We start from the raw sequence: 26,196 nt of genomic DNA, 5'->3' as shown, positions 1-26,196 counted from the left end.
CACCGGTCCACCGGCACCGTGGGCCGGATCAGAACAGCGGGCGGGGCCAGCCGTCGTGGGCGCTGCGCCGACGCAGGTGGGTCGGGATCGTCGCCATCGGCGTGCGGACGGTCAACCGGCCGGGCGTGATCGGCGGCTGGGGCTCGTCGTATCCCCGTCGGTGGGCGTCGAAGACCCCGCCGGTGCGCCGGGCCACCGCCCGTGCCTCCTCGTGCAGGGCCTCCGGGTCGGCGTCCGGGCCGGCGACCAGGGTGAGCAGCGCGTGCTCGCCGGCCGGGTAGATGACCACCTGCCCGTCCGTCGTGCGGACCACGTGCTCGCGGAACTCGCCCCGGGTGGCCGCCTGGGCGACCCGCTGGCCGAGACCGAAACTGGCGGCGGCGAGCGCGGCGAGGTGGGCCGCCTCCGTCGCCGGCAGGTCGCTGGCGATCAACAGGCCGTCCGTGCCGGCCAGGACCGTGCCGCAGACCTCCGGCCGGTTCGACCGCAACCGGCGCAGCTCCGCGTCCATCAGGGTGCCAGCGTCCACGATCGCCCTCCCCAGGGTCGCTCCCACGCACCGGTCGGGGTGACGCCGGTGACGTTCCGCTCCTGGAAAGCTACCGCCGGCCACGGAAGGCTGCGATCCCATAACGGGCCGCGATCGGTCCGCAACTCAGGTCCGATCGGCCGATGTGCCGTCCGCCGAACGGCAGTGCCCCCGGTCCGGGCCGGCGAGCCGGCGGCCGGTCCGCCCCGGGCCTCGTCGCCGAGCCCCGGCGTCGCGGCGGGCGTAACCTGTGCTGGCCGGTGACACCGCTGTCCCGCAGACGAAGGAGGGCGCATGACCAGCGTCTGGGAGAGCCTGACGATCGACGCCGAGGACCCGGCCCGGCTGGCCCGCTGGTGGGCCGAGGCGCTCGGCTACCAGGTCGTCCACGAGCGACCCGACGGGGTGGAGATCCGCGGTGCGGCGCCACGGACACCCGCGATCGTGTTCGTCCCGGTCGCCGACGGCAAGACCGCGCGGAACCGGCTCCACCTCGACCTGCGTCCCGCCGACCAGGAGGCCGAGGTGGAACGGCTGGTCGACATGGGCGCGCGCCACGTCGACGTCGGGCGGGACGACCCCGGGTGGACGATGCTCGCCGACCCCGAGGGGAACGAGTTCCGCGTCCTGCGGCAGCGCGACCTGGCCGGCTGAGCGGCTTGGGCACCGACGTCGGCGGGGGACCGGCCCCGGCGGACCGCGAGCGGTGGGTGCCCGAGTCGCCCAAGGACACCGGCTACGGCCGCAGCCCGTACGAGCGGGACCGGGCGCGGGTGCTGCACTCCGCGGCGTTCCGGCGGCTCGCCGCCAAGACCCAGGTGCACACCGCCGGCACCGACGACTTCCTGCGGACCCGGCTCACGCACTCGCTCGAGGTGGCCCAGATCGCCCGCGAGATGGGTGCCCGCCTCGGCTGCGACCCGGACGTGGTGGACACCGCCGGGCTCGCCCACGACCTCGGACATCCGCCCTTCGGGCACAACGGGGAGTCGGCGCTCGACGGCCTGGCCGCCGACTGCGGCGGCTTCGAGGGCAACGCGCAGACCCTGCGGGTGCTCACCCGGCTGGAAGCCAAGGTGCTCGGCCCGGACGGCCGTTCGGCCGGACTCAACCTGACCCGGGCCGCGCTCGACGCGGTCGCCAAGTACCCCTGGCCACGTCGTGCCGGCGAGCGCAAGTTCGGGGTGTACCCGGACGACCGGGCCGTCTTCGACTGGCTGCGCCGTGGCGTGCCCGCCGACCGGCGACGCTGCCTGGAGGCGCAGGTGATGGACTGGGCCGACGACGTGGCGTACTCGGTGCACGACGTGGAGGACGGCATCCACGGTGGCTACCTGACGCTCCGGCCGCTGCTGCGCGACGCCGACGAGCGGGCCGCCCTCTGCGCCGACGTTACCGCCGTCTACTCCGCCGAGAGCGCCGCCGACCTCGGGGCAGTGCTGGTCGACCTGCTCGCCGACCCGGTGCTCGGGCCGGTCGTCGACTACGACGGCAGCCACCGGGCGCAGGTCGCGCTGAAGGCGACGACCAGCACGCTGACCGGGCGGTTCGTGACGGAGGCGGTTCGCGCCACCCGGGAGCGCCACGGCCCCGGCCCGCACCGCCGCTACGCCGCCGACCTGGTGGTGCCCCGGCGGATCCGCGCCCAGTGCGCGCTGCTCAAGGGCATCGCCCTGCGGTACGTGATGCGCCGCCCGGGTGCCCAGGCCCGTTACGCCCGGCAGCGGGAGGTCCTCGCCGACCTGGTCCGGGTGCTCGCCGACCGGGGCGCGGACGCCCTGGACCCGGTCTTCGCCCCGCTGTGGCGGGCCGCCCCGGACGACCCCGCCCGACTGCGGGTGGTGGTCGACCAGGTCGCCTCGCTCACCGACCCGGCGGCGGTGGCCTGGCACGCCCGGCTGGGGCCAGCCGCCGACTTAGGTTAGCCTAACCGGCATGACGGATCGTCCGAAGAAGGCCACCACCACCGCGCACGTCGTGCGTACCGCACGCCCCACCCCGCATGTGATCCGCCTGGTGCTGGGCGGGGACGGGCTGGTGGGCCTGCCGGTGGGCGAGTACACCGACCACTACGTCAAGCTGCTCTTCCCGCAGCCGGGCGTGGCGTACCCGACGCCGTTCGACCTGGACGTGATCCGCCGGGACCTGCCCCGCGAGCAGTGGCCCCGGCTGCGCGCCTACACCGTGCGCGCCTGGGACCCGGTGACCACGGAGCTGACCATCGACATCGTGCACCACGGCGACGAGGGGGTCGCCGGGCCGTGGGCCGCCGCGCTGCGCCCCGGCGACCCGGTGCACTTCCTCGGGCCCGGTGGGGCGTACGCGCCGAGCCCGGAGGCCGACTGGCACCTGCTGGTCGGCGACGAGAGCGCGCTGCCGGCCATCGCGGCGTCGCTGGAGCGGCTGCCGCTCGACGCGCCGGCCCGGGTGTTCGTGGAGATCGACGGCCCGGCGGAGGAGCAGCCGCTGCCGAGTCCGGGCGCGGTCGAGCTGGTCTGGCTGCACCGGAACGGCCGTCCGGTCGGCGAGGCGCTGGTCGCGGCGGTGCGGGCGCTGGAGTTCCCGCCCGGTGCGGTGCACGCCTTCGTCCACGGCGAGGCGAACTTCGTCAAGGAACTGCGTCGGCTGCTCCGCGTCGAGCGGGGGGTGCCCCGGGAGATGCTCTCCATCTCCGGCTACTGGCGGCGTGGCTTCACCGACGAGGGCTGGCGGGCGAGCAAGTCGGACTGGAACCGTCGGGTCGAGGTGGAGGAGACCGCCGCGATCGGGTGAGCGGCGTCCACAGCTCTTGATCGACGTCAATGATCGTCGATACATTGACCCTCCGTCCGGCACCCGGGCGGTACGTGACGGCCACCGCGGCCGGGACCGGAGGAGGGGCGCCATGTGCGAGACGGACCACGGGGTTGACCGGCGGACACTGTTGCGGGGGGCCGCAGCCGGCGCGGTGGTGCTGGGCGGCGCGGCGGTGGGCCTCGGTGGCGCACTCGTGGTGGGTGACCCGGCCCACGCCTCCGGCTTCTACAACCCGTTCACCGCCTACCCGATCTCCGACGGCTGGCAGGCCCACCTCGACCGGGGCTCCCTCGGCGGCATCGACTACGTGATGAGCGTGGGCACCCGGTTGCCGGCCTGCGGTGGCGGCACCATCCAGAACATCCCGTACAACGGCACCGGCGGGCACACCGTCACGATCTACCACCCCAACGGCTACCGCACCCAGTACATGCACCTGTCCGCGTTCAGCCTGAGCAACGGCGCGTCGGTCGGGGCCGGAGGCATCGTCGGGCTCTCCGGTGGCGCGGCCGGTGCGCCCGGTTCCGGCTCCTCCACCGGCCCGCACGTGCACTGGCACATGATCAACCCGTCCGGGGTGCGGATCAACCCGCTCACCTACCTCGCCAGTCTCGGCGGCACGCTGCCGAAGACCTCCACCGAGTCCGACGGCATCCCCGGCCCGATCATGTGGAAGCGGGCGCAGAACTGGCTACGAATGGAGCACGGCTACACCGGCCCGATCGACGGGGTGCCCGGACCGAACACCTACGCCGCCCTCCAGCGGGCGATGCGCGGGTACGGCTACACCGGCCCGATCGACGGCGTGCCCGGGACGCAGACCTGGGCGGCGGTGCAGCGGCTGGCCTCCCACTGGGGCTACACCGGGCCGATCGACGGCGTGATGGGCCCCAACTCGTGGCGCGGCTTCGCCCGCTTCCTCAACCAGGACCGCTACGACCGCATCGCCTGACCGGCCCGCGTCGCCTGACCGGCCCGCGTCGCGTGCCGGCGCCGGCAGGCGGCCCGAGGACGGCGCCGCACGGCTGGCGGCAGCATCCGACGGCAGCACGGACGGACCCGGGTGACCGGACCGGGGTGGCCCGGCCCGGTCACCCGGGTGGGTGGGTCAGCGGTCGGCGAGGCTGCGGGCGTCGGCCGCGATCACGGCGGCCACTGCCGTCGGGACCTGCTTGCCGGCCTGCTGCTCGGCGTACGCGGCGAGCTGGTCGTACCGGCCGTCGGCCAGGAGGTTGAGCATCGCGTGCCGGGCACCGGCTGCGGCCTCCGAGGCGAGCACCAGATGGGCCAGGCCGGTCGGGTCGGCGACCACGGTGAAGGTGGTGGTCACCGTGGTCCGGCCGCCCGGCCCGGTGGCCTCGACGCGGACGGTGTGCGCACCGGCGGCGAGCCGGGTCGGGTCGAGCACCCGGCCCGGGGTGGCCGGCTCGCCGTCCAGGGTCACCGTGACGGTGTCCGCGTTGCCGGTGACGACGCCGAGCACCGGACGCTGGGCGCGGTCCAGCCGGGCCCCGTCGGCCGGCGAGGAGACGGTGACGGTCGGCCGCCCCACCCCGCCCTGGAGCTGTGCGGCGTTCCAACCGGCCAGCTCGGCGGGCCGGTTGGTGATGATGCCGTCCACGCCGTACCCCTCCAGCCGCTGCCAGGCGGTGGCCGAGTCCACCGTCCAGACCATCACCGCCACCCCGGCGGCGTGCAGGTCCGCGACCACCGACGGGCGCGCGGTCAGCGCGGCGTCGCTCGGGTTGTACGCGGCCAGGCCCAGTTCCTTCGCCAGGGCGACCGGGTCGGCGTCGAGGGTGCCGCGCAGCAGTCCCAACGGCAGTTCGGGGGCGAGCGCCCGGGTGTGCCGCAGGGTCTCCACGTCGAAGCTCTGCACGAAGACCCGGGTGGTCATCCGCTCGGCGCGGATCACCTCGACGATCCGGGCCACCTCGGCGTGGCTGTGCACCCCCTTGATCTCCAGCAGCAGGTTGCCACCCCGGTTCCGCAGGTCGGCGAGCTGCTCGGCGAGGGTGGGCAGCCGCGCGCCGACGAAGTGCGGGGCGAACCAGGAGCCGGCGTCGAGCGCCTTGAGCTGCGCCGAGGTGAGGTCGCGGATCGCGCCGGTGCCGTCGGTGGTGCGGTCGACGGTGCCGTCGTGCAGCACGAACGGCACCCCGTCCCGGCTGGGCTGCACGTCGTTCTCGATCCAGTCCGACCCGGCCCGGCGGGCCACCTCCTGGGCGGCCAGGGTGTTCTCCGGCGCCGCCGCCGAGGCACCCCGGTGGGCGATCACGGTCAGCGGGGCGCCGTCGGGGCGGAGCAGCCCGTTCGGGGCCAGTTCGGTGACCGTGACGTCGTCGAACGAGACGGTCGCGCCGTTGACCACCAGGGCCTGCCCACCGTCGGTGGAGCGCTGGAGGCTGCTGGTCCGCATGAGCTGACGTCCGTCGAGGAACCAGCGGGCCTGGTTGCCGTGCACCTCGATGGCGAGCTTGACGTCCCGCCCCGTACCGGCCGCGTACGGCGCGGCGGTGGTGTTCGTGACGTTCCAGGCCCCGGCCGGGGTGAGCTGCGCGAACTCCAGCCCGTTCGCGGCCGTGCTGCCGCTGCGCATGGTGGCGATCCACCAGGGGGCGGCCCCGCTGGCCGGCACGTCGAGGCCGAGCGCCGTCCACCGGGTCGCCTCGTTGACCTTGTCGAACCGGACCGTCGCGGAGAACCGGAAGTGTTCGAGGTGCCGGCCGAAGGTGATCTTTCGGGTGCCGCTGGTGGCGGTGCCGACCAGCCGGCCGCCCACCACCTTCCAGTCCCCGTCGACCGCCCGCCAGCCGGCGGGGAGCGTGCCGCTGTCGAAGTTCTCGGCGACCACGACGTCACCCGGCTCGGCACCGGCGGGGGTGGCTTCGCCGAGCGCGGTCAGCAGGCCACCGGCGACCACGAGCGTGGCCAGGCCGGCGACCGCGCGCCGCCGGGCCGTGGTCGGCCCGATCCTAGAAATGATCATGGTGACCAACCTAGGGTCCGTCCGCGAACACCGCTGTGACCTGCGGTTACTCCCGCACGAACGGCTCGTGTACCGGGTCGACGTCCGGATGCAGGTCGGCACGACGGGCGAGCACCTCACCGACCAGCCGGGCGGACTGGGCCACCCGGCGGCGTACCACCGCCAGGTGCACGGCGACCGAGCCGGCGAGGGCCGCGACCGCGCCGACCACCGCGAGCCAGCCCGGTGCCACCGCCGCCAGGCCGGCCCCGGCGGCCACCGCCACCACCACGCTGTTGATCAGGCCGATGGTGCCGGCCTGGCCGACCAGGTCGCGCAGCCAGTGCCGGCGGAACGGCTCCGGCGCGAACGGTCCCGGGTCGTCCAGCGTCGGCATCATCAGGTACGGCGCCAGATCCGGCGCGCGCCGGGCCAGGTAGGTGCGCAGCACGGTGGCGGCGACCGCGTACCGCCGGCCCCGGGCGTTCAGCTCCACCTGCCGGGCGAAGACCGCGCTGCCCAGCAGCAGCACCAGCACGCCCAGCCCGGCCAGTACGGTCGGCCGGACCGCCCCGGCCGGCGTACCGGTGGTGACCATGCCGGCGGAGACCGCGGTGGCGGCGGTGGCCACGGTCAGGAAGAAGGTGAACCGGGCCGTCGTCTGGTCGTCGATGGCGCGACTGGCCTCCCGCAGGTGCTCGTACTCGGCCAGCGCGATGGTCAGCGGTGCGTCCGGTTCCTCGGGCATGGTCCTCCGTCCGTTTCCGGCCCCCGAGCGTAGCCATGATCCACAACCCGGGGTGCCCGTCCGGACGCCCCGGTGGCACGCACGGGGCGTGGCCGGCGGTCCCGACGGGCGGCGGACCCGTCACACGCCGTGCCCCCGCCGGGCCGATCCCGGGCCCCGCAGGGCAGGATGTACGCCGGAGGAGGTGGCCGATGGCTGGGCGGATCCGGGACGAGGACATCGCGCTGGTACGCGAACGCACCTCGATCGCGGACGTCATCTCCGAGACGGTGACGCTGAAGTCGGCCGGCGGCGGCAACCTCAAGGGCCTCTGCCCGTTCCACGACGAGAAGAGCCCGTCGTTCAACGTCTCGCCGGCCCGCAACGTCTTCTACTGCTTCGGCTGCGGCGCGGGCGGCGACGCGATCAAGTTCCTGATGGACGCCGACCACCTCAGCTTCGTCGAGTCGGTCGAGCGGCTCGCCGACCGCGCCGGCATCCAGCTGCGCTACGTCGAGGACGGCAAGCCCGCCCCCCGCCTCCGGCAGCAGCAGGGGCAGCGGCAGCGCCTGGTCGCCGCGCACGCCGCCGCCGTCGAGTTCTACACCGCGCAGCTCACCACCGCCGGGGCGCGTCCGGCCCGCGAGTTCCTCGCCGAGCGTGGCTTCGACCGGGCCGCCGCCCAGCGGTACGGCTGCGGCTTCGCCCCGGACGCCTGGGACCTGCTCACCAAGCACCTGCGTCAGCAGGGCTTCAGTCACGACGAGCTGGTCACCGCCGGGCTGTCCCGGCCGGCCCGCTCCGGTTCGCTGATCGACCGGTTCCGCCGCCGGCTGCTCTGGCCGATCCGCGACCTCAGCGGCGACGTGATCGGCTTCGGCGCGCGCAAGCTCTTCGCCGACGACGACGGCCCGAAGTACCTGAACACCCCCGAGACCCCGATCTACAAGAAGTCGCATGTGCTCTACGGCATCGACCAGGCCAAACGGGAGATCGCCAAGCAGGGCCGGGTGGTCGTGGTCGAGGGGTACACCGACGTGATGGCCTGCCACCTGGCCGGCGAGACGACCGCCGTGGCGACCTGCGGCACCGCTTTCGGTGCGGACCACATCGGGGTGCTGCGCCGGCTCCTGCTGGACAGCGACGACGTGGCCGGCGAGATCATCTTCACCTTCGACGGGGACGCCGCCGGGCAGAAGGCCGCGCTGCGCGCCTTCGAGGACGACCAGCGCTTCGTCGGGCGGACCTTCATCGCGGTCAGCCCGGACAACATGGACCCGTGCGAGCTGCGGCTGGCAAAGGGCGACCTGGCCGTCCGGGACCTGGTCGCCCGCCGCGAGCCGCTTGTCGACTTCGCGCTGCGGCACGTGATCAGCCGGTACGACCTGGACACCGTCGACGGCCGGGTCGAGGCGATGCGCCGCGCCGCGCCGCTGGTCGCCAAGCTCAAGGACGCGGAGAAGCGCCCGGAGTACGTCCGCAAGCTCGCCGGTGACCTCGGCATGGAGATCGAACCGGTGCAGCGGGCGGTGCTCGCCGCCGGAGGCGCACCGACCGGCCGGGAGGCGTCGCGCTCCGCCCCGGCCCGGCGGGAGCCGGCGGTGGACAGCCCGCAGTCGATGGTCGAGCGGGAGGCGCTGAAGCTCGCCCTCCAGGAACCGGTGCTCGCCGGTCCGATGTTCGACGCGGTCGGCGCGGACGAGTACCGCCACCCGGTCCACCAGGTGGTGCGCGCGGCAGTCGCGGAGGCCGGCGGGGTGTCCTCGGCGACCGGTGGCGCGGTCTGGGTCGGCCGGGTGCAGGACGCCTGCGCCGATCTCGCCGCGCAGGCCCTCGTCGCGGAGCTGGCCGTGGAACCGCTGCGGATCGACGGCGAGGCCGACCCGAGGTACGTCTCGATCACCCTCGCCCAGTTGCAGTGGGGGTCGGTGACCAGCCGGATCAAGGACCTCAAGTCAAAGATCCAGCGGGTGAACCCGGTGGCGCACAAGGACGAGTACTTCGCGCTCTTCGGCGAGCTGCTCTCGCTGGAGCAGCACGGCCGGGCGCTGCGCGAACAGGCCGCGGGAGGACTGTAGACATGGGGCTGTTCAACCGCCGGCCGAAGCTGCCCGCCCGGCAGCGGCCGGAGCTGGCGGCCGACGAGCGGGTCCTCGCCTGGGCCCGGGTGGGTGACGGCGAGGAGGCCGCCGCGGTCGCCACCAACCTCGGGCTCTGGCTGCCCGGCCGGACCGCGCGGCTGGGCTGGCACGACATCCTCAAGGCGGTCTGGTCCGGGCGGGAACTGACCGTCACCCCGGCCGAGCCGGTCGCCGAGCGGGACGGCTACCTGGTGGTCGCCGACGCGCCCACCGAGACCTGTCTCCTCCTCGACCCGGGGGAGCTGCCGCACCAGGTCCGCGCCCGGGTGACCAAGTCGGTGGCGTACACCGAACACCACCCGGTGCCCGGCGGCGCGGGCCGGATCGCCGCCCGCCGGGTGCCCGGCGTCGACGGCCTGACCTGGACGGTCCGCTACGACCCCGGCACCCCGGCCGACGACCCGGAGGTGGTCGCCGAGACCGACCGCCTGGTGGCCGCCGCGCAGGTCGCCACCACCCCCGGTTCGCTGTAGGGGGCGCCCCGGCCGGGTGGTCCCCGGGGCGTTGCCCCGACGAAGAACCTGGGCGGTGCCCGACGGAAAAGGGGTGGGGCCTGTCGGAGGGGCCGGCTAGGGTCGTCGGCGTGACGGCAGAGGTGTTGATCCGAGCCCGGGGCCTGGTGAAACGGTTCGGTGACTTCACCGCCGTGGACGGGATCGACGTCGACGTACCTGCCGGGGAGGCCTTCGGGTTCCTCGGCCCGAACGGGGCGGGCAAGTCCTCGACCATGCGGATGGTCGGCTGCATCTCCCCGCCCAGCGGCGGCGAGCTGCGCATCCTCGGCATGGACCCGGTGCGCGACGGGCCGGCGATCCGGGCCCGCCTCGGCGTCTGCCCCCAGCTGGACAATCTCGACCCCGAGCTGACCGTCCGGGAGAACCTCACCACCTACGCGCGCTACTTCGGCATCCCCCGCCGGGTGGCCCGGGAACGCGCGGCCGAGCTGCTCGACTTCGTGCAGCTCACCGAGCGGGCCGACAGCAAGGTCGAGCCGCTCTCCGGCGGTATGAAACGCCGGCTCACCATCGCCCGCGCGCTGGTCAACGAGCCGGAGATCGTCCTGCTCGACGAACCGACCACCGGGCTCGACCCACAGGCCCGGCACCTGGTGTGGGAGCGGCTGTTCCGGCTCAAGCAGCAGGGCGTCACCCTGGTGCTGACCACGCACTACATGGACGAGGCGGAGCAGCTCTGCGACCGCCTGGTGGTGATGGACGGCGGCCGGATCGCCGCCGAGGGGTCGCCCCGGGCGCTGATCGAGCGGTACTCCACCCGTGAGGTGGTGGAGCTGCGCTTCGCCGCCGAGTCGCAGGAGGCGTTCGCCGGCAAGCTCGACGGTGTCGGCGAACGGGTCGAGGTGCTGCCCGACCGGGTCCTGCTCTACGTCACGAACGGCGACGACGCGGTCGCCGAGGTCCACGCGCGCGGGCTCACCCCGGCGAGCGTGCTGGTCCGGCGCAGCAGCCTGGAGGACGTCTTCCTCCACCTGACCGGTCGCACCCTGGTCGACTGAGGGCGGGGGAGCACTGATGAGCGTGACGCGGCAGCAGTCCCGCCGGGAGGCGGCCCGGCCGACCCTGCCCCGGGTGCCGGCGCTGGCGGTCCTGTCGTACCACCTGGTCGGATACCGACGTACCTGGCGGGCGAGCATCTTCTCGTCGTTCCTGCTGCCGGTGCTGACCGTGCTCGGCTTCGGTGTGGGCGTCGGCGCGTACGTCGACCAGGGCGTCGGCGGGGTGCCGTACCTCGACTGGATCCTGCCGGGACTGGTCGCCTCGACCGCCTTCCAGGTCGCGGTCAGCGAGTCGACCTGGCCGGTGTACGGCAACTTCCAGTGGACCAAGCTCTACTACGCGCAGAGCGCCGCCCCGCTGCGGGTCGGCGACATCCTCGGCGGTCATCTGATCTTCGTCCTGTTCCGGGTGCTCACCTCCGCCGCCGCGTTCCTGCTGGTCGCGGCGGTGTTCGGGGCGGTGCACTCGATCTGGGTGCTGCTCGCCCTGCCGGTGGTGCTGCTGCTCGGCCTGGCGGTGGCCGCACCGGTCTTCGCGTTCGCCGGCAGCGTGCCCGGCGACAGCTACCTGGCGCTGCTGTTCCGGTTCGCGGTGATCCCGGCGACCCTCTTCGCCGGGGTCTTCTTCCCGGTCGAGTCGCTGCCGGTCGGTCTGCGCTGGCTGGCGTACCTCACCCCGCTCTGGCACGGCGTCGACCTGTGCCGGGCCGCCACGCTCGGGGTGGCCCCGCAGTGGTCGGCCACCGGCCACCTGCTGTACCTCGCGGTCTGGGCCGTGGCCGGCTGGGTGCTGGCCCGGCGCGTGTTCCACCGCACCCTCGTCGTCTAGGGAGGACCCGTGGTCGCTCTGGTGCTGCCCCGGCTGCTCGACGCCCGGGCCGCCGCCCGCCGTTCGTCCGCGGTGACCTGGCGGAACGTCGACACGCTCAGTACGGCGTACTGGCTGGTGCTCGTCTCCGGCTTCCTGGAGCCGGTGTTCTACCTCTTCTCCATCGGCGTCGGGGTCGGGGCGCTGGTCGGCGACTTCACCCTCCCCGACGGCCGGGTCGTGTCGTACGCGACGTTCGTCGCCCCGGCGCTGCTCGCCTCGTCGGCGATGACCGGCGCGCTCGCCGAGACCACCTTCAACTTCTTCGGGAAGATGAAGTACCTGAAGCTGTACGACGGGGTGATCGCCACCCCGGTGCAGCCGTTCGAGATCGCTCTCGGTGAGCTGGCCTGGGCGATGCTGCGGGGCTCGCTCTACTCGGCGGCGTTCCTCGTGGTGATGGTGACGATGGACCTGACCACCGTGGCGCGGGCGGTGACGGCGTTGCCGGCGGCGCTGCTGGTCGGCTTCGCGTTCGGCGCGCTGGGCATGACCGTCGCCACCCTGATGCGCAGCTGGCAGGACTTCGACCTGCTCGGGTCGGCGCAGTTCACCCTGTTCCTCTTCTCCGGCACCTTCGTCCCGGCGCAGGCGTACCCGGACGTGCTGCGCTGGGTGGTGGAGGTGACCCCGCTCTACCGTGCGGTGCATCTGATCCGGGGCGCCGCGCTCGGCACCGGCGGCGGGGGTTGGCTGGTCGACGTGCTCTACCTGGTCGGGTTGACGGTGCTGTGTCTGGTCGTGGCGTCCCGCCGGACGTCCCGCCTGCTCTACCGGTAGTCCGGCTGGCCCGGAGCTGGCCGGGTGGGACGCGGAGGGTGGTTACCCGGGGCCGGGGCGGGGCATGAGCAGGGGGAGACAGCCGACCTGAGGGAGGGGCGCATGGCCTCCGACGAGTCCCCCGGCCGGGGCGGGCCGCACCGCGACCGCTCCGCCACCACCGCCCGGCGCGTACCCGCCGACCCGTCGGGTGAGTCCCGCGCGGACGCGGAGCCCACGCCCGCCGCGCCGAGCCGCAACCGCCCGGTGGGGCCGGACGACGGACCGGACAGCCCCACCGATCTCTCCGGCACCGGGTGGCTGGCCACGCTGCGCCGGACGGGCCGGGAGTTCTCCGAGGACAGCCTGACCGACTGGGCGGCGGCACTGACCTACTACGGCGTGCTCTCGATCTTCCCCGGCCTGCTGGTGCTGATCTCGCTGCTCGGACTGCTCGGCGAGAGCGCCACGAACGAGGTCCGGGACACGGTCACCGAGGCGGTGCCGGACCAGAGCATCCGCCAGATCATCGAGGGGGCCATCGACCAGGCGAGCGCGTCCGGCGGCCTGGCCAGCGTGGCGGCCGTGCTCGGTCTGCTCGCCGCCTTCTGGTCGGCCTCCGGCTACATCGCGGCATTCATGCGCGCCTCCAACTCGATCTACGACGTGCCGGAGGGGCGGCCGATCTGGAAGACCCTGCCGATCCGGATCGGGGTGACCGCCGTGATCGGTGTGATGCTGCTGGCCAGCGCGGTGATCGTGGTCTTCACCGGCCGGCTGGCCGAGGCGGCGGGGAACGCGATCGGGCTCGGATCGACCGCGGTGACGGTCTGGAACATCGCCAAGTGGCCGGTGCTGCTCGTGCTGGTCAGCCTGATGTTCGCGCTCCTCTACTGGGCCTCGCCGAACGCGCGGCACGGCGGGTTCCGCTGGGTCAGCCCGGGTGGCGTGCTGGCGGTGGTGATCTGGCTGGTCATCTCGGGTCTCTTCGCGCTCTACGTCAGCAACTTCGGCTCGTACAACAAGACGTACGGGGCGCTGGCCGGCGTGATCGTCTTCCTGATCTGGCTCTGGCTGACCAACATCGCCATCCTGCTCGGCGCCGAGTTCGACGCCGAACTCGAACGCAGCCGGGCGATCGCGGCCGGGCACTCCCCGGAGAAGGAGCCGTACGTCGAGCTGCGCGACGACCGCAAGCTCCGCAAGAACGCCCGCAAGCGGGAGCAGGAGCGCAAGCGCCGCCCCAACGTCCGCTGACACCCGTACCGTCGCACCGCCCCCGCCCCCGCCCCCGCCCCCGCCCCCGCCCCCGCCCCCGCCGCGCACGTGGCGGGGGCGGGGGCGTGTCCGCACCGACGGGACAGGTCGGGACGGGCCACACGTTACCGACAAGTTTCAGCGATTCGACCGTAGCTTTTGCTCTCAATGACAAAAGTTGGATCCAGATCGTCTGAAGGTCTGGACATGCCCTGCGGAAGACTCCTACTGTGACGGGCACGACACGACGACGTCACGTCGACGTGAACGGCTTGAAGCGAGGTGAGTCCCGGTGCGGAAGGCCCATCCCCTGCACCTGCGACTGCTGTGGCTGCTCCGCGACGAAGGGGCCCTCTCCCGGGCCGAACTCGCCGACCGCCTCCAGATTCCGCGTCCGCGCCTGCTCGCCGAGCTGGAACGGCTGGTCGCCCTCGGCTACGTCGCGGAGGCCGGCCTGGCCAAGTCCCGGGGTGGCCGTCGGTCCACCCTGGTCGAGCTGGACCCGCGCCTGCGGTTCGCCGCGGTGGACATGGGGGCCAGCTCGATCGACGTCGAGGTGGTCAACGGCCGGCTCGAACCGGTCGCCGCCTACGCTGAACAGGCCGACATCCGCTCGGGGCCGAAGGCCACCCTGCACCGGGTCAACGAACTGCTGCACAAGGCCAAGGCCGACGGGGCGTACGAGCGACTCGACGCGATCGGCGTCGGGTTGCCCGGCCCGGTGAGCTTCCGGGACGGGGTGCCGGTCTCCCCGCCGATCATGCCGGGCTGGGACCGGTTCCCGGTCCGGGAACTGCTCACCCGAGAGCACGGCTGCCCGGCGGTGGTCGACAACGACGTCAACATCATGGCGATCGGCGAGCGGCACGGCGGGGTGGCCCACTCGGTCGACGACTTCCTCTTCGTCAAGATCGGGACCGGGATCGGGTGCGGGATCTTCCTCGGCGGCGAGGTCTACCGGGGCAGCGACGGCTGTGCCGGGGACATCGGCCACATCCAGGTCGAGTCGCACGGTCCGGTGTGCTCCTGCGGCAACGCCGGCTGCCTGGAGGCACTCTTCAGCGGCGCGGCACTGGCCAAGGACGCGACCGCCGCCGCGCGCAGCGGCGCCTCCCCGGCGCTGGCGGAGCGGCTGGCCGCCCGGGGTCGGGTCACCGCGCTCGACGTCGCCGAGGGGGCCGGCGAGGGAGACGTGACCTGCATCCAGCTCATCCGGGAGGGCGGACGGCGTGTCGGCGGCGTGCTGGCCGGTCTGGTCAGCTTCGCCAACCCGTCGATGATCGTGATCGGCGGGGGACTGGCCCAGCTCGGCCACGTCCTGCTCGCCGAGATCCGCAGCGTCGTCTACCGCCGGTCGCTGCCGCTGGCCACCGGCAACCTGCCGGTGGTCCTCTCCGAGCTGGGGGCACGCGCCGGGGTCGCCGGCGCGGCGGTGCTCGCCAGCGACGTCGCCTTCCTGGAGGCGTCGTGAACACCGACCGGTCGGAGCACCGGCCCCCGGTCGACCCGCCCGGTGAGGTGGTCCTGCGGCTGACCGACGTGGTCAAGACCTTCCCCGGCGTCCGCGCCCTGGACGGGGTGCAGCTGGAGGTGCGGGCGGGCGAGGTGCACTGTCTGCTCGGGCAGAACGGGGCCGGCAAGTCCACCCTGATCAAGGTGCTCGCCGGGGTGCACCGGCCGGACTCGGGGCAGGTGTGGTGGCGCGGCGAGCCGACCACCTTCGCCAACCCGCAGGCCGCCATGCGCGCCGGCATCGCCACCATCTACCAGGAACTCGACCTGGTCGAGGACCTCTCGGTCGCGGAGAACGCGTTCCTGGGCCACGAACCGCGCCGGTTCGGCTTCGTCCGCCGGGGCCACACCGCCCGGCGTACCCGGGAGATCCTGGGTCGGCTCGGCCACCCGGAGATCCCGCCGGGCCGGATGGTCCGCGCGCTGCCGGCGGCCGGCAAGCAGATCGTCAGCATGGCCCGGGCCCTCTCCCACCAGGCCCGACTGATCGTCATGGACGAGCCCAGCGCGGTCCTCGCCCACGACGAGGTGGGCAACCTCTTCCGGATCATCCGGGAGCTGACCGCGCAGGGCATCGCGGTCATCTACATCTCCCACCGGTTGGAGGAGATCCGCGAGATCGGCGACCGGGTGACCGTCCTCAAGGACGGCCGGACGACCGCGGCGAACCTGCCCGCCCGGGACACCCCCACCCGGGACCTGGTCAGCCGGATGACCGGCCGGACCATCGAGTACGTCTTCCCCGAACGCCCGGACACCGCCCCCGGCGGGGAACTGCTCCGGGTGGACGGGCTGACCCGCACCGGCGAGTTCGCCGACGTGTCGTTGAGCGTCCGCGCCGGGGAGATCGTCGGCATCGCCGGACTGGTCGGCTCGGGTCGGTCGGAGCTGATGGAGACCATCTTCGGGGCCCGCCGTCCGGAGGCGGGCACGGTCCGGGTGGCCGGTCGGCGGGTGCGTCCGGGCAGCGTCGGCGCGGCGGTCCGCGCCGGCATGGGGATGGCCCCGGAGGAACGCAAGAGCCAGGCGCTCCTGCTCGGCGAGCCGATCTACCGCAACGTCACCCTGGCCACCTTCGGCCGGTACGCCCGGCTCGGCTTCACGAACACCGACCGGGAACGGGCCGAGGCGGACCGGATCGCCGACGTCCTCGACCTGCGGCCCCGGGACGTGGGCCGCCCGGTTCGTACCCTCTCCGGCGGCAACCAGCAGAAGGTGGTGGTCGGGCGCTGGCTGCTCGGCGACACCCGGCTGCTGCTGCTCGACGAGCCGACCCGGGGTGTGGACGTGGGCGCGCGGGCCGAGCTGTACCAGGTGATCCGGGGCCTGGCGGCCCGGGGCGTCGGGGTGCTGCTGGTCTCCAGCGAGGTCCCCGAGGTGCTCGGCCTGGCCGACCGGGTGCTGGTGATGCGGGAAGGGCGGGTCGTGCGCGAGGCGCCGGCCGGCGAACTGGACGAGAACACCGTGCTCGACCTCGTCATGGCGGGGTCCCTCCTGGAAGGCACGCCGGCATGAACGGATGCAGCGGCCGAACACGCACAAGCGAGGCGACGGCATGAGCGACGCGACAGGTACCACCACCCCGGAACGCCCCACCGACCTGCCGGCGCAGTCGCCCCCGGTCCACAAGGGCACCACCACCACCGGACGGGGTGTCCTCTCCCTCTGGCGGGGTGAGGACGGCGAGGGCGCGCGACGCAACCTGGGCCTGATCGCCGTGCTGGTGGTGCTGGTGGCCATCGGGATCGCCACCCGCCCCGACCTCTACGGCGACTCCACCTGGGTCTGGAACAACATCCTCACCATCCTCAAACTGGCCTCGGTGGTCGGCGTGGTGACCGTCGGCATGACCTTCGTGATCATCGGCGGGGGCATCGACCTCTCGGTCGGGGCGATCGTCGCGCTGGCCGGGGTCTGGTCCACCACCGTCGCCACCCAGAGCTACGGCGCGGGCGGCATGATCTTCAGCGCGCTCACCGTCGGACTGGCGGTCGGCCTGGTCAACGGTCTGCTCATCGCGTACGGGAAGCTTGTGCCCTTCATCGCCACCCTGGCCATGATGGTCGCCGCACGGGGCCTCGCGGCGGAGATCTCCGACAAGCAGACCCAGGTCTCCGACAACGCCACCATCAACGGCATCGCCAGCACGAACCTGTTCGGCATCCCGCTGCTGGTCTACATCCTCGCCGCGGTGGTCGTCGCCGGGTGGGTGCTGCTCAACCGCACCACCTTCGGCCGACGCACGGTCGCCGTCGGCGGCAACCCGGAGGCGGCCCGGCTGGCCGGCATCGACGTCAAACGGCACACCCTGCTGCTCTACGGGCTCTCCGGGCTCTGCTGCGGCATCGCCGCCGTCATGCTCACCTCCCAGGCCACCTCGGCCCAGGCGGCCATGGCCAACCTCTACGAACTCGACGCCATCGCCGCCGCGATCATCGGCGGGACGCTGCTCAGCGGCGGGCGGGGCACCATCGTCGGCTCCCTGCTCGGCGTGATCATCTTCTCCACGATCACCAACCTGTTCGCCATCAACGGGCTCTCCACCGAGGCCCAGAACATGGTCAAGGGCGGCATCATCGTCGCCGCGGTCCTGGTCCAGCAGGTCCAGTTCCGCAGTCTCTCGCAGTTCCTGCGCCGCAACCGGGCGACCACCGCCTGACCCGGCGGCGGCGCCCCGGACACACCAGCCCCGACCAGCGGCCACCTCGTACCCGACGGTGGCCGGGACGAACGCACCCTTCCTCCGTACCCCTCCACCACCCCCGCACCCAGGAGGTCACGATGACCCAGCACCGCCGCGACCTGTCGCGCCGCCGGATGCTGTTCGGCACCGCCGCGCTCGGTGCCGGCGCGCTGCTCGCCGGCTGCACCAGCAACGAGACCGCGCCGACCGCCGCGCAGACCAAGGCCGCCGAGGCGGGCGGCAACGCCGAGCCCGGCAAACGCGTCACCATCGGCTTCTCCGCCCCGGCCGCCGACCACGGCTGGATCGCCGCCATCACCAGCAACGCCAAGGCCCAGGCGGCGGCGTACTCAGACGTGGAGTTCAAGACGGTCGAGGCCGGCGCGGACGCGGCGGCCCAGCGGGCGGCGCTGTCCACCCTGCTGTCCCAGAAGCCCGACGTGATCGTGCTGCTGCCGCACGACGGCAAGGAACTCAACGCCTTCGGCCTGGAGGCGATGAAGGCCGGCATCCCGGTGGTCAACCTCGACCGCGCCTTCCCGGACGCCCGGGCGTACCGCTGCCAGATCAAGGGCGACAACTACGGCATGGGGGTGGCCGCCGCGACGTACATCGTGGAGCAGTTGCGGGGCAAGGGCGTCACCAACCCGGTCATCGGCGAGATCCCCGGCATCGACTCGCTGGAGCTGACCCAGGAACGGTCGAAGGGCTTCGCCGACACCCTCGCCTCGTACGGTTTCAAGGTGGCCAACCGGCGGCCGGCGGAGTTCACCGCGGACTCCGGCCAGCAGGCGGCCACCGGCCTGCTCCAGGCGCTGCCGAAGATGGACGCGCTCTGGAACCACGACGACGACCAGGGCATCGGGGTGCTCGCGGCGGTCAACCAGTCCGGCCGCAAGGAGTTCTTCATGGTCGGCGGCGCCGGTTCCAAGAAGGCCATGGAGGACATCCAGGCCGACAACACCGTGCTGAAGGCGACCGTCACCTACAGCCCGTCGATGGCCTCCTCGGCCATCAGCCTGGCCCGACTGATCGGCCAGGGCAAGGGCATGTCCGACCTGGTGGAACTCCAGGTACCGAAGGAGATCGTGCTCGCCTCGGAGACGATCACCAAGGAGAACGCGGGCAGCTACCTCAAGCTCGGGTTCTGACACACGGGGGGAGACCCACCTTGTCCACTTCACCACGGGAACTGCGGGTCGGCATGGTCGGCTACGCGTTCATGGGTGCCGCGCACTCGCAGGCGTGGCGCACCGTGAACCGGGTGTACGACCTGCCGGCCCGGGTCCGGATGGCCCTGATCTGCGGCCGGGACACCGGGAAGGTGGCCGACGCCGCCGACCGGCTCGGCTGGGAGGCCTACACCACCGACTGGCGCGACCTGGTCGCCCGGGACGACATCGACGTGGTCGACGTCTGCACCCCGGGGGACAGCCACGCCGAGATCGCGTTGGCCGCGTTGGCCGCCGGCAAGCACGTGCTGTGCGAGAAGCCGCTGGCCAACACGGTCGAGGAGGCCCGGGCGATGGCCGCCGCGGCGGCCACGGCCCGAGTCGGCGGCGTCCGGTCCATGTGCGGTTTCAACTACCGCCGGGTGCCGGCGGTCACCATGATGCGGGACCTGGTCGCCGCCGGCCGGCTGGGCGTCATCCGGCACGTCCGGGCGACCTACCTCCAGGACTGGATCGTGGACCCGCAGTTCCCGCTGGTCTGGCGGTTGCGCAAGGACCGGGCGGGGTCGGGTGCGCTCGGCGACATCGGGGCGCACATCATCGACCTGACCCAGTTCGTCACCGGGCAGCGGATCACCGGGGTCAGCGCGGTCACCGAGACCTTCGTCAAGGAGCGACCGCTGCCGGTCGACTCACACGGCCTGGCCGCCGCCGTGGACGGTGCCGCCGCTCCGGCGGACGGGCCCGCTCCGGCCACCGGAACGGTCACCGTGGACGACGCGGCGGTCTTCGTCGCCCGGCTCGACGGCGGGGCGCTGGCCACGTACGAGGCGAGCCGCTTCGCCACCGGCCGGAAGAACGCCCTGCGGGTCGAGATCAACGGTTCACTCGGCACCGTGGTGTTCGACCTGGAGCGCCTCAACGAACTCGACTTCTACGACGCCGCGCTGCCTCCGGCGGAGCAGGGCTTCAGCCGGATCCTGGTCACCGAGGGTGACCACCCGTACATGTCGGCCTGGTGGCCGCCGGGGCACATCATCGGCTACGAGCACTCCTTCACCCACCAGATGCGCGACTTCGTCGAGGCGGTCGCCACCGGCACCGACCCCACCCCCTCGTTCGCCGACGGGTTGCAGGTCCAGCTCGTGCTGGACGCGGTGACCCGCTCGGCGGAACTCGGTTCGTCCTGGACCGAGGTGGAACCGGCCCTGGCGACGGTGGCCGCCTGACCGACCGGGGCGCAAGTCGCGGTACCCGCGCCCCCACCACCCACCGTGGGACGGCCTCCGGGCCGCCCATCCGAGCGACGTTCCGGACGGACCGGCGAGGGCCGGCCGCGGTTGCGCCCCGCGGCCGGAGACGAGGTCCGATCCGGAAACGGCGTGCCCCGGCGGACCGTCTCCGGCCCGGTGGGGCACGACAGCACGACGGTCGTCCGGTGCGGCCGGACCGGGATTCCCCGGTCGCACCGGAGGACCGGACCTCCGACCCCGATTCGGGACGGTACCTGTCCCGAGCGGACGACACGGGTGGACAGGGGCGAGACGCCGACCGACCCCTGCCCACCTGCCCCGTCCGTCACACCGGACCGGGCCTGCGGGCCGACGTCCTCGCCGCCGACGTCGCCGCCGGTCCGCGGGCGCTCAACCGGCCCGGTGGGACGGGCGGGGCGCCCTCCCGCGCACGACGTGGTCCGGGTTTCAGCGTGCACGACGTGGTCCGCGTTCGAGCGGACGAGACGTGGTCCGTGTGCGAGCGTGCGCGACAGCAGAGGTACGACCGGGACGACGCTGTAGAGCTGCCCCGTCTGTGCGGGCAGCTCGACAGGACGCGGTGCGCGAACCGCTCCCGTGACGCGGCACCGGGCAGGTCCGCAGCGGGCCGCTGCGGCTACTTTTCGCGACTTGAGCAGAAGTTCCGCGAGAACTGTCAGAAGCTATGGACACCGACATCGAAACCCCTTAATGTCGTCGCCATCGCGAACCTGTTTCGTCGAGGTGAACCGGCGGCGCGGTGATCCATCGACCGTCCCCGAGCGTCAGCGCGCACCTGCGCCACGCCCCCGGACGACACGGCCCGACCGGGACGGCACCCGGCCCGAGCCGAGCACATCCCCCGCTACGGCACCCGGCGCGACGGCGCGCGCCCGCCCTGGCAGTCGATCGTCAGGAAGGGACGGACCCAGGCATGTCCACACACGACGGCACCCCCGGCCGGCGAACGTCGTCGGTCGGCTCCGCGTTGCTGCTGCTGGCCGCAGCCGGGCTGGTCGCCCTCGGCGGCACCTCACCCGCGCAGGCCCACCCCGTCAACGCTACCGACTTCCAACAGGTCACCCTGGCCAAAGGGGTCGCCGAGGTCGGCGAACCGATGACCATCGCGGTCCTGCCCGACCGCTCCGTGCTGCACACCGCCCGCAACGGCACGCTGCGCCGCACCGACGCGGCCGGCACCACCACGGTGCTCGGCACCATTCCGGTCTACGCCCACGACGAGGAGGGCCTCCAGGGCGTCGGCGCGGACCCGAACTTCGCCAGCAACCGGCACGTCTACCTCTACTACGCACCGCCGCTGTCCACCCCCGCCGGGGACGCCCCGGCCACCGGCACCGACTTCTCCGCCTGGCGGGGCGTCAACCGGCTCTCCCGGTTCACCCTCAACGCCGACTGGACGTTGAACACCGCCAGCCGGATCGACGTGCTCGACGTACCGGCCGACCGGGGCATCTGCTGCCACGTCGGCGGCGACATCGACTTCGACGCGGCCGGCAACCTCTACCTGTCCACCGGGGACGACACCAACCCGTTCGACTCCGCCGGCTACGCACCGCTCGACGAGCGCACCGACCGCAACCCGGCGTACGACGCGCAGCGCACCGCGGCCAACACCAACGACCTGCGCGGCAAGATCCTGCGGATCAAGGTGAACGCGGACGGGACGTACTCGATCCCGGCGGGGAACATGTTCGTCGACTCCGACCCGAGGACCCGTCCCGAGATCTACGCGATGGGCTTCCGCAACCCGTTCCGGATGAGCGTCGACCGGGCCACCGGCATCGTCTACGTCGGCGACTACGGCCCGGACGCCGGAACCACCAGCACCCGGGGGCCGAGCGGGCAGGTCGAGTTCAACCGGATCACCGGTCCCGGCAACTACGGCTGGCCGTACTGCACCGGCACGAACACCGCCACCGAGACGTACGCGGAGTGGGACTTCGCCGCCGGCACCGCCGGAGCGAAGTACAACTGCACCGGCGGGCCGACCAACAACTCGTTCCGCAACACCGGCCTGCCCACGCTCCCCGGGGCGAAGCCCGCCTGGATCCGGTACGCCGGCGACGCCGGCACCCCGCCCGAGTTCGGCGGCGGCTCCGAGTCGCCGATGGCCGGCCCGGTCTACCGGTACGACGCCACCAACCCCTCCACCACGAAGTTCCCGCAGTCCTTCCACGGGCAGTTCTTCGCCGGTGAGCTGGGTCGCGGCTGGGTCAAGCCGATCCACCTGAACACCGACGGCTCCCCGGGCACCATCGACACCTTCCCGTGGAACGGCAAGCAGGTCATGGACTCCGCCTTCGGCCCGGACGGCGCGCTCTACGTGCTCGACTACGGCACCGGCTACTTCAACGGCGACGCCAACTCGGCGCTCTACCGCTACGACCACATCGGCGGCGGCAACCGCGCGCCGACCGCCGTGGCCACCGCCGACCGGACCTCCGGGGCCGCCCCGTTGACCGTGAACTTCTCCTCGGCCGGGTCGTCGGATCCGGACGGGGGCGCGCTGACCCACTCGTGGACCTTCGGCGACGGCACCGGCTCGACCTCGGCGAACCCGAGCAAGACGTACACCACCAACGGCACGTACACCGTGACGCTGACCGTCCGGGACCCGCAGGGCGCGACCGGTACGGCCAGCGTGTCGATCAGGGTCGGCAACACCGCTCCCACCGTGAAGATCAACGCCCCCTTCGAGGGGCGGCTCTTCTCCTACGGCGACACGGTGCCGTTCAGCATCACCGTCACCGACCCGGAGGACGGGACGATCGACTGCACCAAGGTCAAGATGACCTACGTGCTCGGCCACGACCAGCACGGCCACGCGATCACCTCGCAGAACGGCTGCTCCGGCTCGATCACCATTCCGGTCGACGGTGAACACGACGAGGCGGCCAACATCTTCGCCGTCTTCGACGCCGAGTACACCGACTCCGGCGGGCTGACCACGCACGAGCAGCACATCCTCCAGCCGCGCAAGCGTCAGGCGGAGCACCACAAGGACTCCTCCGGCGTGACCCTCTACGACAAGGCCCCGGCCGAGGGCGGCCGGACCGTCGGCAGCATCGACAACGGGGACTGGATCGCGTTCGAGCCGTACCGGCTCGACAACGTCACCTCGTTCAGCGCGCGGGTCTCCTCCGCCGGGGTAGGTGGCACCATCCAGGTGCGGGCCGGCTCGCCCACCGGCACCGTGCTCGGCTCGGCCACCGTGCCGGTCACCGGCGGCTGGGACACCTTCACCACCGTCACCGGCACCATCTCCGGTGCGCCGGCCACGACCGGCCGGCTCTACCTCACCTTCGCCGGTGGCACCGGCGCGCTGTTCGACGTCGACACGTTCGCCTTCACCACCAGCGCCGGTGGCACCGGCCCGGTCGTCGGGTTGGGTGGGAAGTGCCTCGACGTGCGGAACGCGGCCACCGCCGACGGCACGCAGATCCAGATCTGGTCCTGTAACGGCACGGCGGCGCAGACGTGGTCGGTGACGCCAGGCGGTCCGGTGCGGGCGTTGGGTAAGTGTCTGGATGTGTCGGGTGGCGGTTCGGCGGACGGTACGAAGATCCAGTTGTGGACGTGTAACGGTTCGGGTGCGCAGGTGTGGTCGGCGCAGTCGGATGGTTCGGTGCGTAATCCGCAGTCGGGGAAGTGTCTGGACGTGTCGAACAACAGCGCGACGGATGGGCAGGCGGTGCACCTGTGGACCTGCCACACCGGCGCGAACCAGAGGTGGGTTCTGCCGTGACGTGTGGTGGCAGGGGTCCCTTGCTACCGCCTCGTGAGGAGGAAGGGCCCCCTGCCGCCACCCCCGCCACCCCACCACCGCCTCGACGCCACCCCGCCACCACCGCCCCACACCGCTGGGAGAGCGACATGCGTAGACTCCTCCGATCCGCCCTCGGCGCGGCCACCGCCGTTCTCGCCGTCCTTGCCTGCACCACTCCCGCCACCCCGGCCAGCGCCGCCGACGCCCCGTACGACGTGCTGGTCTTCTCCAAGACCGCCGGGTTCCGGCACGACTCGATCGCCGTGGGCACCCAGGCCGTCCGGGACCTCGGCGCGGCCCACAACTTCACGGTCACCGCCACCGAGGACGCCACCCGCTTCACCACCGCCAACCTCGCCCAGTACGAGACGGTGATCTTCCTCAACACCACGGGTGACGTGCTCGACGCCAGCCAGCAGAGCGCCTTCGAGGCGTACGTCAATGGCGGCGGCGGGTTCGTCGGCGTCCACTCGGCGGCCGACACCGAGTACGGCTGGCCGTTCTACGGCAACCTGGTGGGCGCCTACTTCGCCTCGCACCCGGCGATCCAGCAGGCCACCGTCCACGTGGCGGACCGGGCGCACGCGGCCACCGCGCACCTGCCGCACACCTGGACCCGCACCGACGAGTGGTACGACTACCGGACCAGCCCCCGTCCCTCCGTCCGGGTGCTGGCCACCCTCGACGAGTCGTCGTACTCCGGCGGGTCGATGGGGGCCGACCACCCGATCGCCTGGTGCCGGACGGTCAGCGCCGGCCGGTCGTTCTACACCGGCGGCGGGCACACCCAGGCGTCGTACGCCGACCCGGCCTTCCGGGCGCACCTGCTCGGCGGCATCCGGTACGCGGCCGGACGGACCAGGGCCGACTGCCGTCCCGAGACCGGCTACACCACCCTCTACGACGGCTCCACCACCGGCTGGTCACAGGCCGGGCCGGGGAGCTTCACCAACGCCGACGCCACCCTCACCTCGGTCGGTGGGATGGGTCTGTACTGGTACAGCGCGAAGCAGTTCACCAACTACTCGCTCAAGCTCGACTGGCGGATGGCCGGGGACGACAACTCCGGTGTCTTCATCGGCTTCCCGCCGTCGAGCGACCCCTGGTCGGCGGTGAACAACGGGTACGAGATCCAGATCGACGCCACCGACGCGGCCGACCGCACCACCGGCGCGGTCTACACGTTCCGGTCCGCGGACATCGCCGCCCGGGACGCCGCGCTGAACCCGCCGGGGGAGTGGAACACCTACGAACTGCTGGTCGAGGGGGAGCGGCTCCAGGTCTTCCTCAACGGCCGGAAGATCAACGACTTCACCAACACGGACCCGGCCCGCTCGCTCGCCGGCCACGTCGGCCTCCAGAACCACGGTACGGGCGACGACGTCTCGTTCCGCAACATCCGGATCAAGGAGCTGGGCGGCACCCCGCCGCCGGACGGGAACACCACCGTTCAGGCCGAGGCGTACAGCAGCGCCAGCGGGGTGAGCCCGTACCCCAAGACCGGGGCCAACGGTGGGCAGACCCTCGGGCACGTCGACCCCGGTGACTGGGCCGCGTACCAGGGGCTCGACCTGACCGGGGTGAACGCGTTCCGGGCCCGGGTCGTCTCCGGGGGACCCGGCGGCACCATCCAGGTACGGACCGGTTCGTCCACCGGCCCGGTGCTCGGCCAGGTGGCGGTGCCCAACACCGGGAGCTGGACCACCTTCGCCGACGTCGGCACCACCCTCGCCGGGGTGCCGTCCGGTACGCAGAACCTGTACCTGACCTTCACCGGTTCCGGCTCCGGTCTCTTCGACGTCGACGATTTCACCCTCGTCCGGTCCACCAGCGCCGGTGGCACCGGCCCGGTCGTCGGGTTGGGTGGGAAGTGCCTCGACGTGCGGAACGCGGCCACCGCCGACGGTACGCAGATCCAGATCTGGTCCTGTAACGGCACGGCGGCGCAGACGTGGTCGGTGACGCCAGGCGGTCCGGTGCGGGCGTTGGGTAAGTGTCTGGATGTGTCGGGTGGTGGTTCGGTGGACGGTACGAAGATCCAGTTGTGGACGTGTAACGGTTCGGGTGCGCAGGTGTGGGCGGCGCAGTCGGATGGTTCGGTGCGTAATCCGCAGTCGGGGAAGTGTCTGGACGTGTCGGGGAACAGTGCGGTGGATGGTCAGGTGGTGCACCTGTGGACCTGTCACGGTGGTGCGAACCAGAGGTGGGTTCTGCCGTGACGTGTGGTGGCA

Annotated in this window: 20 protein-coding genes; 17 read left to right on the top strand and 3 right to left on the bottom strand. The window is 72.6% G+C overall.

The window, feature by feature from the left end; all coding sequences use genetic code 11:
• Positions 1 to 28: 28 nt before the first annotated feature.
• A complete protein-coding gene (locus tag IGA62_RS05270; RefSeq protein WP_186499738.1) occupies positions 29 to 529 on the bottom strand; it encodes a roadblock/LC7 domain-containing protein in 501 nt (166 codons plus the stop codon).
• 294 nt (positions 530 to 823) lie between these two features.
• On the opposite strand from IGA62_RS05270, the gene IGA62_RS05265 reads away from it, so the two are divergent.
• The 4 genes from IGA62_RS05265 (at position 824) to IGA62_RS05250 (ending at position 4,277) form a co-directional block, all read left to right on the top strand.
• Complete coding sequence (locus tag IGA62_RS05265; protein WP_145815997.1) at positions 824 to 1,183, top strand: VOC family protein; 360 nt, start codon at positions 824 to 826, stop codon at positions 1,181 to 1,183.
• Between the two features lie 5 nt (positions 1,184 to 1,188).
• Complete coding sequence (locus IGA62_RS05260) at positions 1,189 to 2,454, top strand: deoxyguanosinetriphosphate triphosphohydrolase (protein ID WP_145815998.1); 1,266 nt, start codon at positions 1,189 to 1,191, stop codon at positions 2,452 to 2,454.
• A gap of 10 nt (positions 2,455 to 2,464) precedes the next feature.
• Positions 2,465 to 3,301 carry a siderophore-interacting protein gene (locus IGA62_RS05255; RefSeq protein ID WP_145815999.1) on the top strand — a complete coding sequence of 279 codons (837 nt, stop codon included), beginning with the start codon at positions 2,465 to 2,467 and terminating at the stop codon, positions 3,299 to 3,301.
• Positions 3,302 to 3,413: 112 nt separating this feature from the next.
• On the top strand, positions 3,414 to 4,277 hold the full coding sequence (locus IGA62_RS05250) for a peptidoglycan DD-metalloendopeptidase family protein (RefSeq protein WP_145816000.1): 864 nt from the start codon (positions 3,414 to 3,416) through the stop codon (positions 4,275 to 4,277).
• A 156-nt stretch (positions 4,278 to 4,433) separates the two neighbouring features.
• On the opposite strand, the gene IGA62_RS05245 is transcribed toward IGA62_RS05250, so the two are convergent.
• Together IGA62_RS05245 and IGA62_RS05240 are read right to left on the bottom strand one after the other, a co-directional pair.
• Positions 4,434 to 6,314 carry a glycerophosphodiester phosphodiesterase gene (locus IGA62_RS05245; protein ID WP_145816001.1) on the bottom strand — a complete coding sequence of 627 codons (1,881 nt, stop codon included), beginning with the start codon at positions 6,312 to 6,314 and terminating at the stop codon, positions 4,434 to 4,436.
• Between the two features lie 46 nt (positions 6,315 to 6,360).
• The gene (locus IGA62_RS05240; protein WP_145816002.1) at positions 6,361 to 7,041 is read right to left on the bottom strand and encodes a hypothetical protein; all 681 of its coding nucleotides are present in this window, start codon (positions 7,039 to 7,041) and stop codon (positions 6,361 to 6,363) included.
• Between the two features lie 191 nt (positions 7,042 to 7,232).
• Between IGA62_RS05240 and dnaG the strand changes: the two genes are divergently transcribed.
• The 13 genes from dnaG (at position 7,233) to IGA62_RS05175 (ending at position 26,184) form a co-directional block, all read left to right on the top strand.
• On the top strand, positions 7,233 to 9,098 hold the full coding sequence (gene dnaG / locus IGA62_RS05235; protein ID WP_145816003.1) for a DNA primase: 1,866 nt from the start codon (positions 7,233 to 7,235) through the stop codon (positions 9,096 to 9,098).
• A gap of 2 nt (positions 9,099 to 9,100) precedes the next feature.
• Positions 9,101 to 9,634, top strand: a complete 534-nt coding sequence (locus tag IGA62_RS05230; RefSeq protein ID WP_145816004.1) for a hypothetical protein — start codon at positions 9,101 to 9,103, stop codon at positions 9,632 to 9,634.
• A gap of 110 nt (positions 9,635 to 9,744) precedes the next feature.
• The gene (locus IGA62_RS05225) at positions 9,745 to 10,674 is read left to right on the top strand and encodes an ABC transporter ATP-binding protein (protein ID WP_145816005.1); all 930 of its coding nucleotides are present in this window, start codon (positions 9,745 to 9,747) and stop codon (positions 10,672 to 10,674) included.
• Between the two features lie 16 nt (positions 10,675 to 10,690).
• On the top strand, positions 10,691 to 11,503 hold the full coding sequence (locus IGA62_RS05220) for an ABC transporter permease (protein WP_377465203.1): 813 nt from the start codon (positions 10,691 to 10,693) through the stop codon (positions 11,501 to 11,503).
• Positions 11,504 to 11,512: 9 nt separating this feature from the next.
• The gene (locus IGA62_RS05215) at positions 11,513 to 12,322 is read left to right on the top strand and encodes an ABC transporter permease (RefSeq protein WP_145816006.1); all 810 of its coding nucleotides are present in this window, start codon (positions 11,513 to 11,515) and stop codon (positions 12,320 to 12,322) included.
• Between the two features lie 102 nt (positions 12,323 to 12,424).
• On the top strand, positions 12,425 to 13,558 hold the full coding sequence (locus tag IGA62_RS05210; protein ID WP_145816007.1) for a YihY/virulence factor BrkB family protein: 1,134 nt from the start codon (positions 12,425 to 12,427) through the stop codon (positions 13,556 to 13,558).
• A 292-nt stretch (positions 13,559 to 13,850) separates the two neighbouring features.
• Complete coding sequence (locus tag IGA62_RS05205) at positions 13,851 to 15,029, top strand: ROK family transcriptional regulator (RefSeq protein ID WP_145816008.1); 1,179 nt, start codon at positions 13,851 to 13,853, stop codon at positions 15,027 to 15,029.
• The gene (locus IGA62_RS05200; protein ID WP_145816009.1) at positions 15,026 to 16,585 is read left to right on the top strand and encodes a sugar ABC transporter ATP-binding protein; all 1,560 of its coding nucleotides are present in this window, start codon (positions 15,026 to 15,028) and stop codon (positions 16,583 to 16,585) included. The genes IGA62_RS05205 and IGA62_RS05200 overlap by 4 nt, the downstream gene beginning before the upstream one ends.
• Before the next feature lie 40 nt (positions 16,586 to 16,625).
• Entirely contained in the window at positions 16,626 to 17,729 is a 1,104-nt protein-coding gene (locus IGA62_RS05195; protein ID WP_145816010.1) for an ABC transporter permease, read from the top strand.
• A gap of 122 nt (positions 17,730 to 17,851) precedes the next feature.
• Positions 17,852 to 18,904 carry a substrate-binding domain-containing protein gene (locus tag IGA62_RS05190; RefSeq protein WP_145816011.1) on the top strand — a complete coding sequence of 351 codons (1,053 nt, stop codon included), beginning with the start codon at positions 17,852 to 17,854 and terminating at the stop codon, positions 18,902 to 18,904.
• 53 nt (positions 18,905 to 18,957) lie between these two features.
• Entirely contained in the window at positions 18,958 to 20,154 is a 1,197-nt protein-coding gene (locus tag IGA62_RS05185) for a Gfo/Idh/MocA family protein (RefSeq protein WP_145821784.1), read from the top strand.
• Positions 20,155 to 21,112: 958 nt separating this feature from the next.
• Positions 21,113 to 23,944 carry a PQQ-dependent sugar dehydrogenase gene (locus tag IGA62_RS05180; protein ID WP_145816012.1) on the top strand — a complete coding sequence of 944 codons (2,832 nt, stop codon included), beginning with the start codon at positions 21,113 to 21,115 and terminating at the stop codon, positions 23,942 to 23,944.
• Between the two features lie 128 nt (positions 23,945 to 24,072).
• Positions 24,073 to 26,184 carry a ThuA domain-containing protein gene (locus IGA62_RS05175; protein WP_145816013.1) on the top strand — a complete coding sequence of 704 codons (2,112 nt, stop codon included), beginning with the start codon at positions 24,073 to 24,075 and terminating at the stop codon, positions 26,182 to 26,184.
• The last annotated feature ends 12 nt before the right edge of the window (positions 26,185 to 26,196 follow it).

This window comes from Micromonospora sagamiensis, assembly GCF_014680085.1.
GTDB classification, from domain to species: Bacteria; Actinomycetota; Actinomycetes; order Mycobacteriales; family Micromonosporaceae; genus Micromonospora; species Micromonospora inyonensis.
This window is presented reverse-complemented; position numbering and strand designations above follow the sequence as displayed.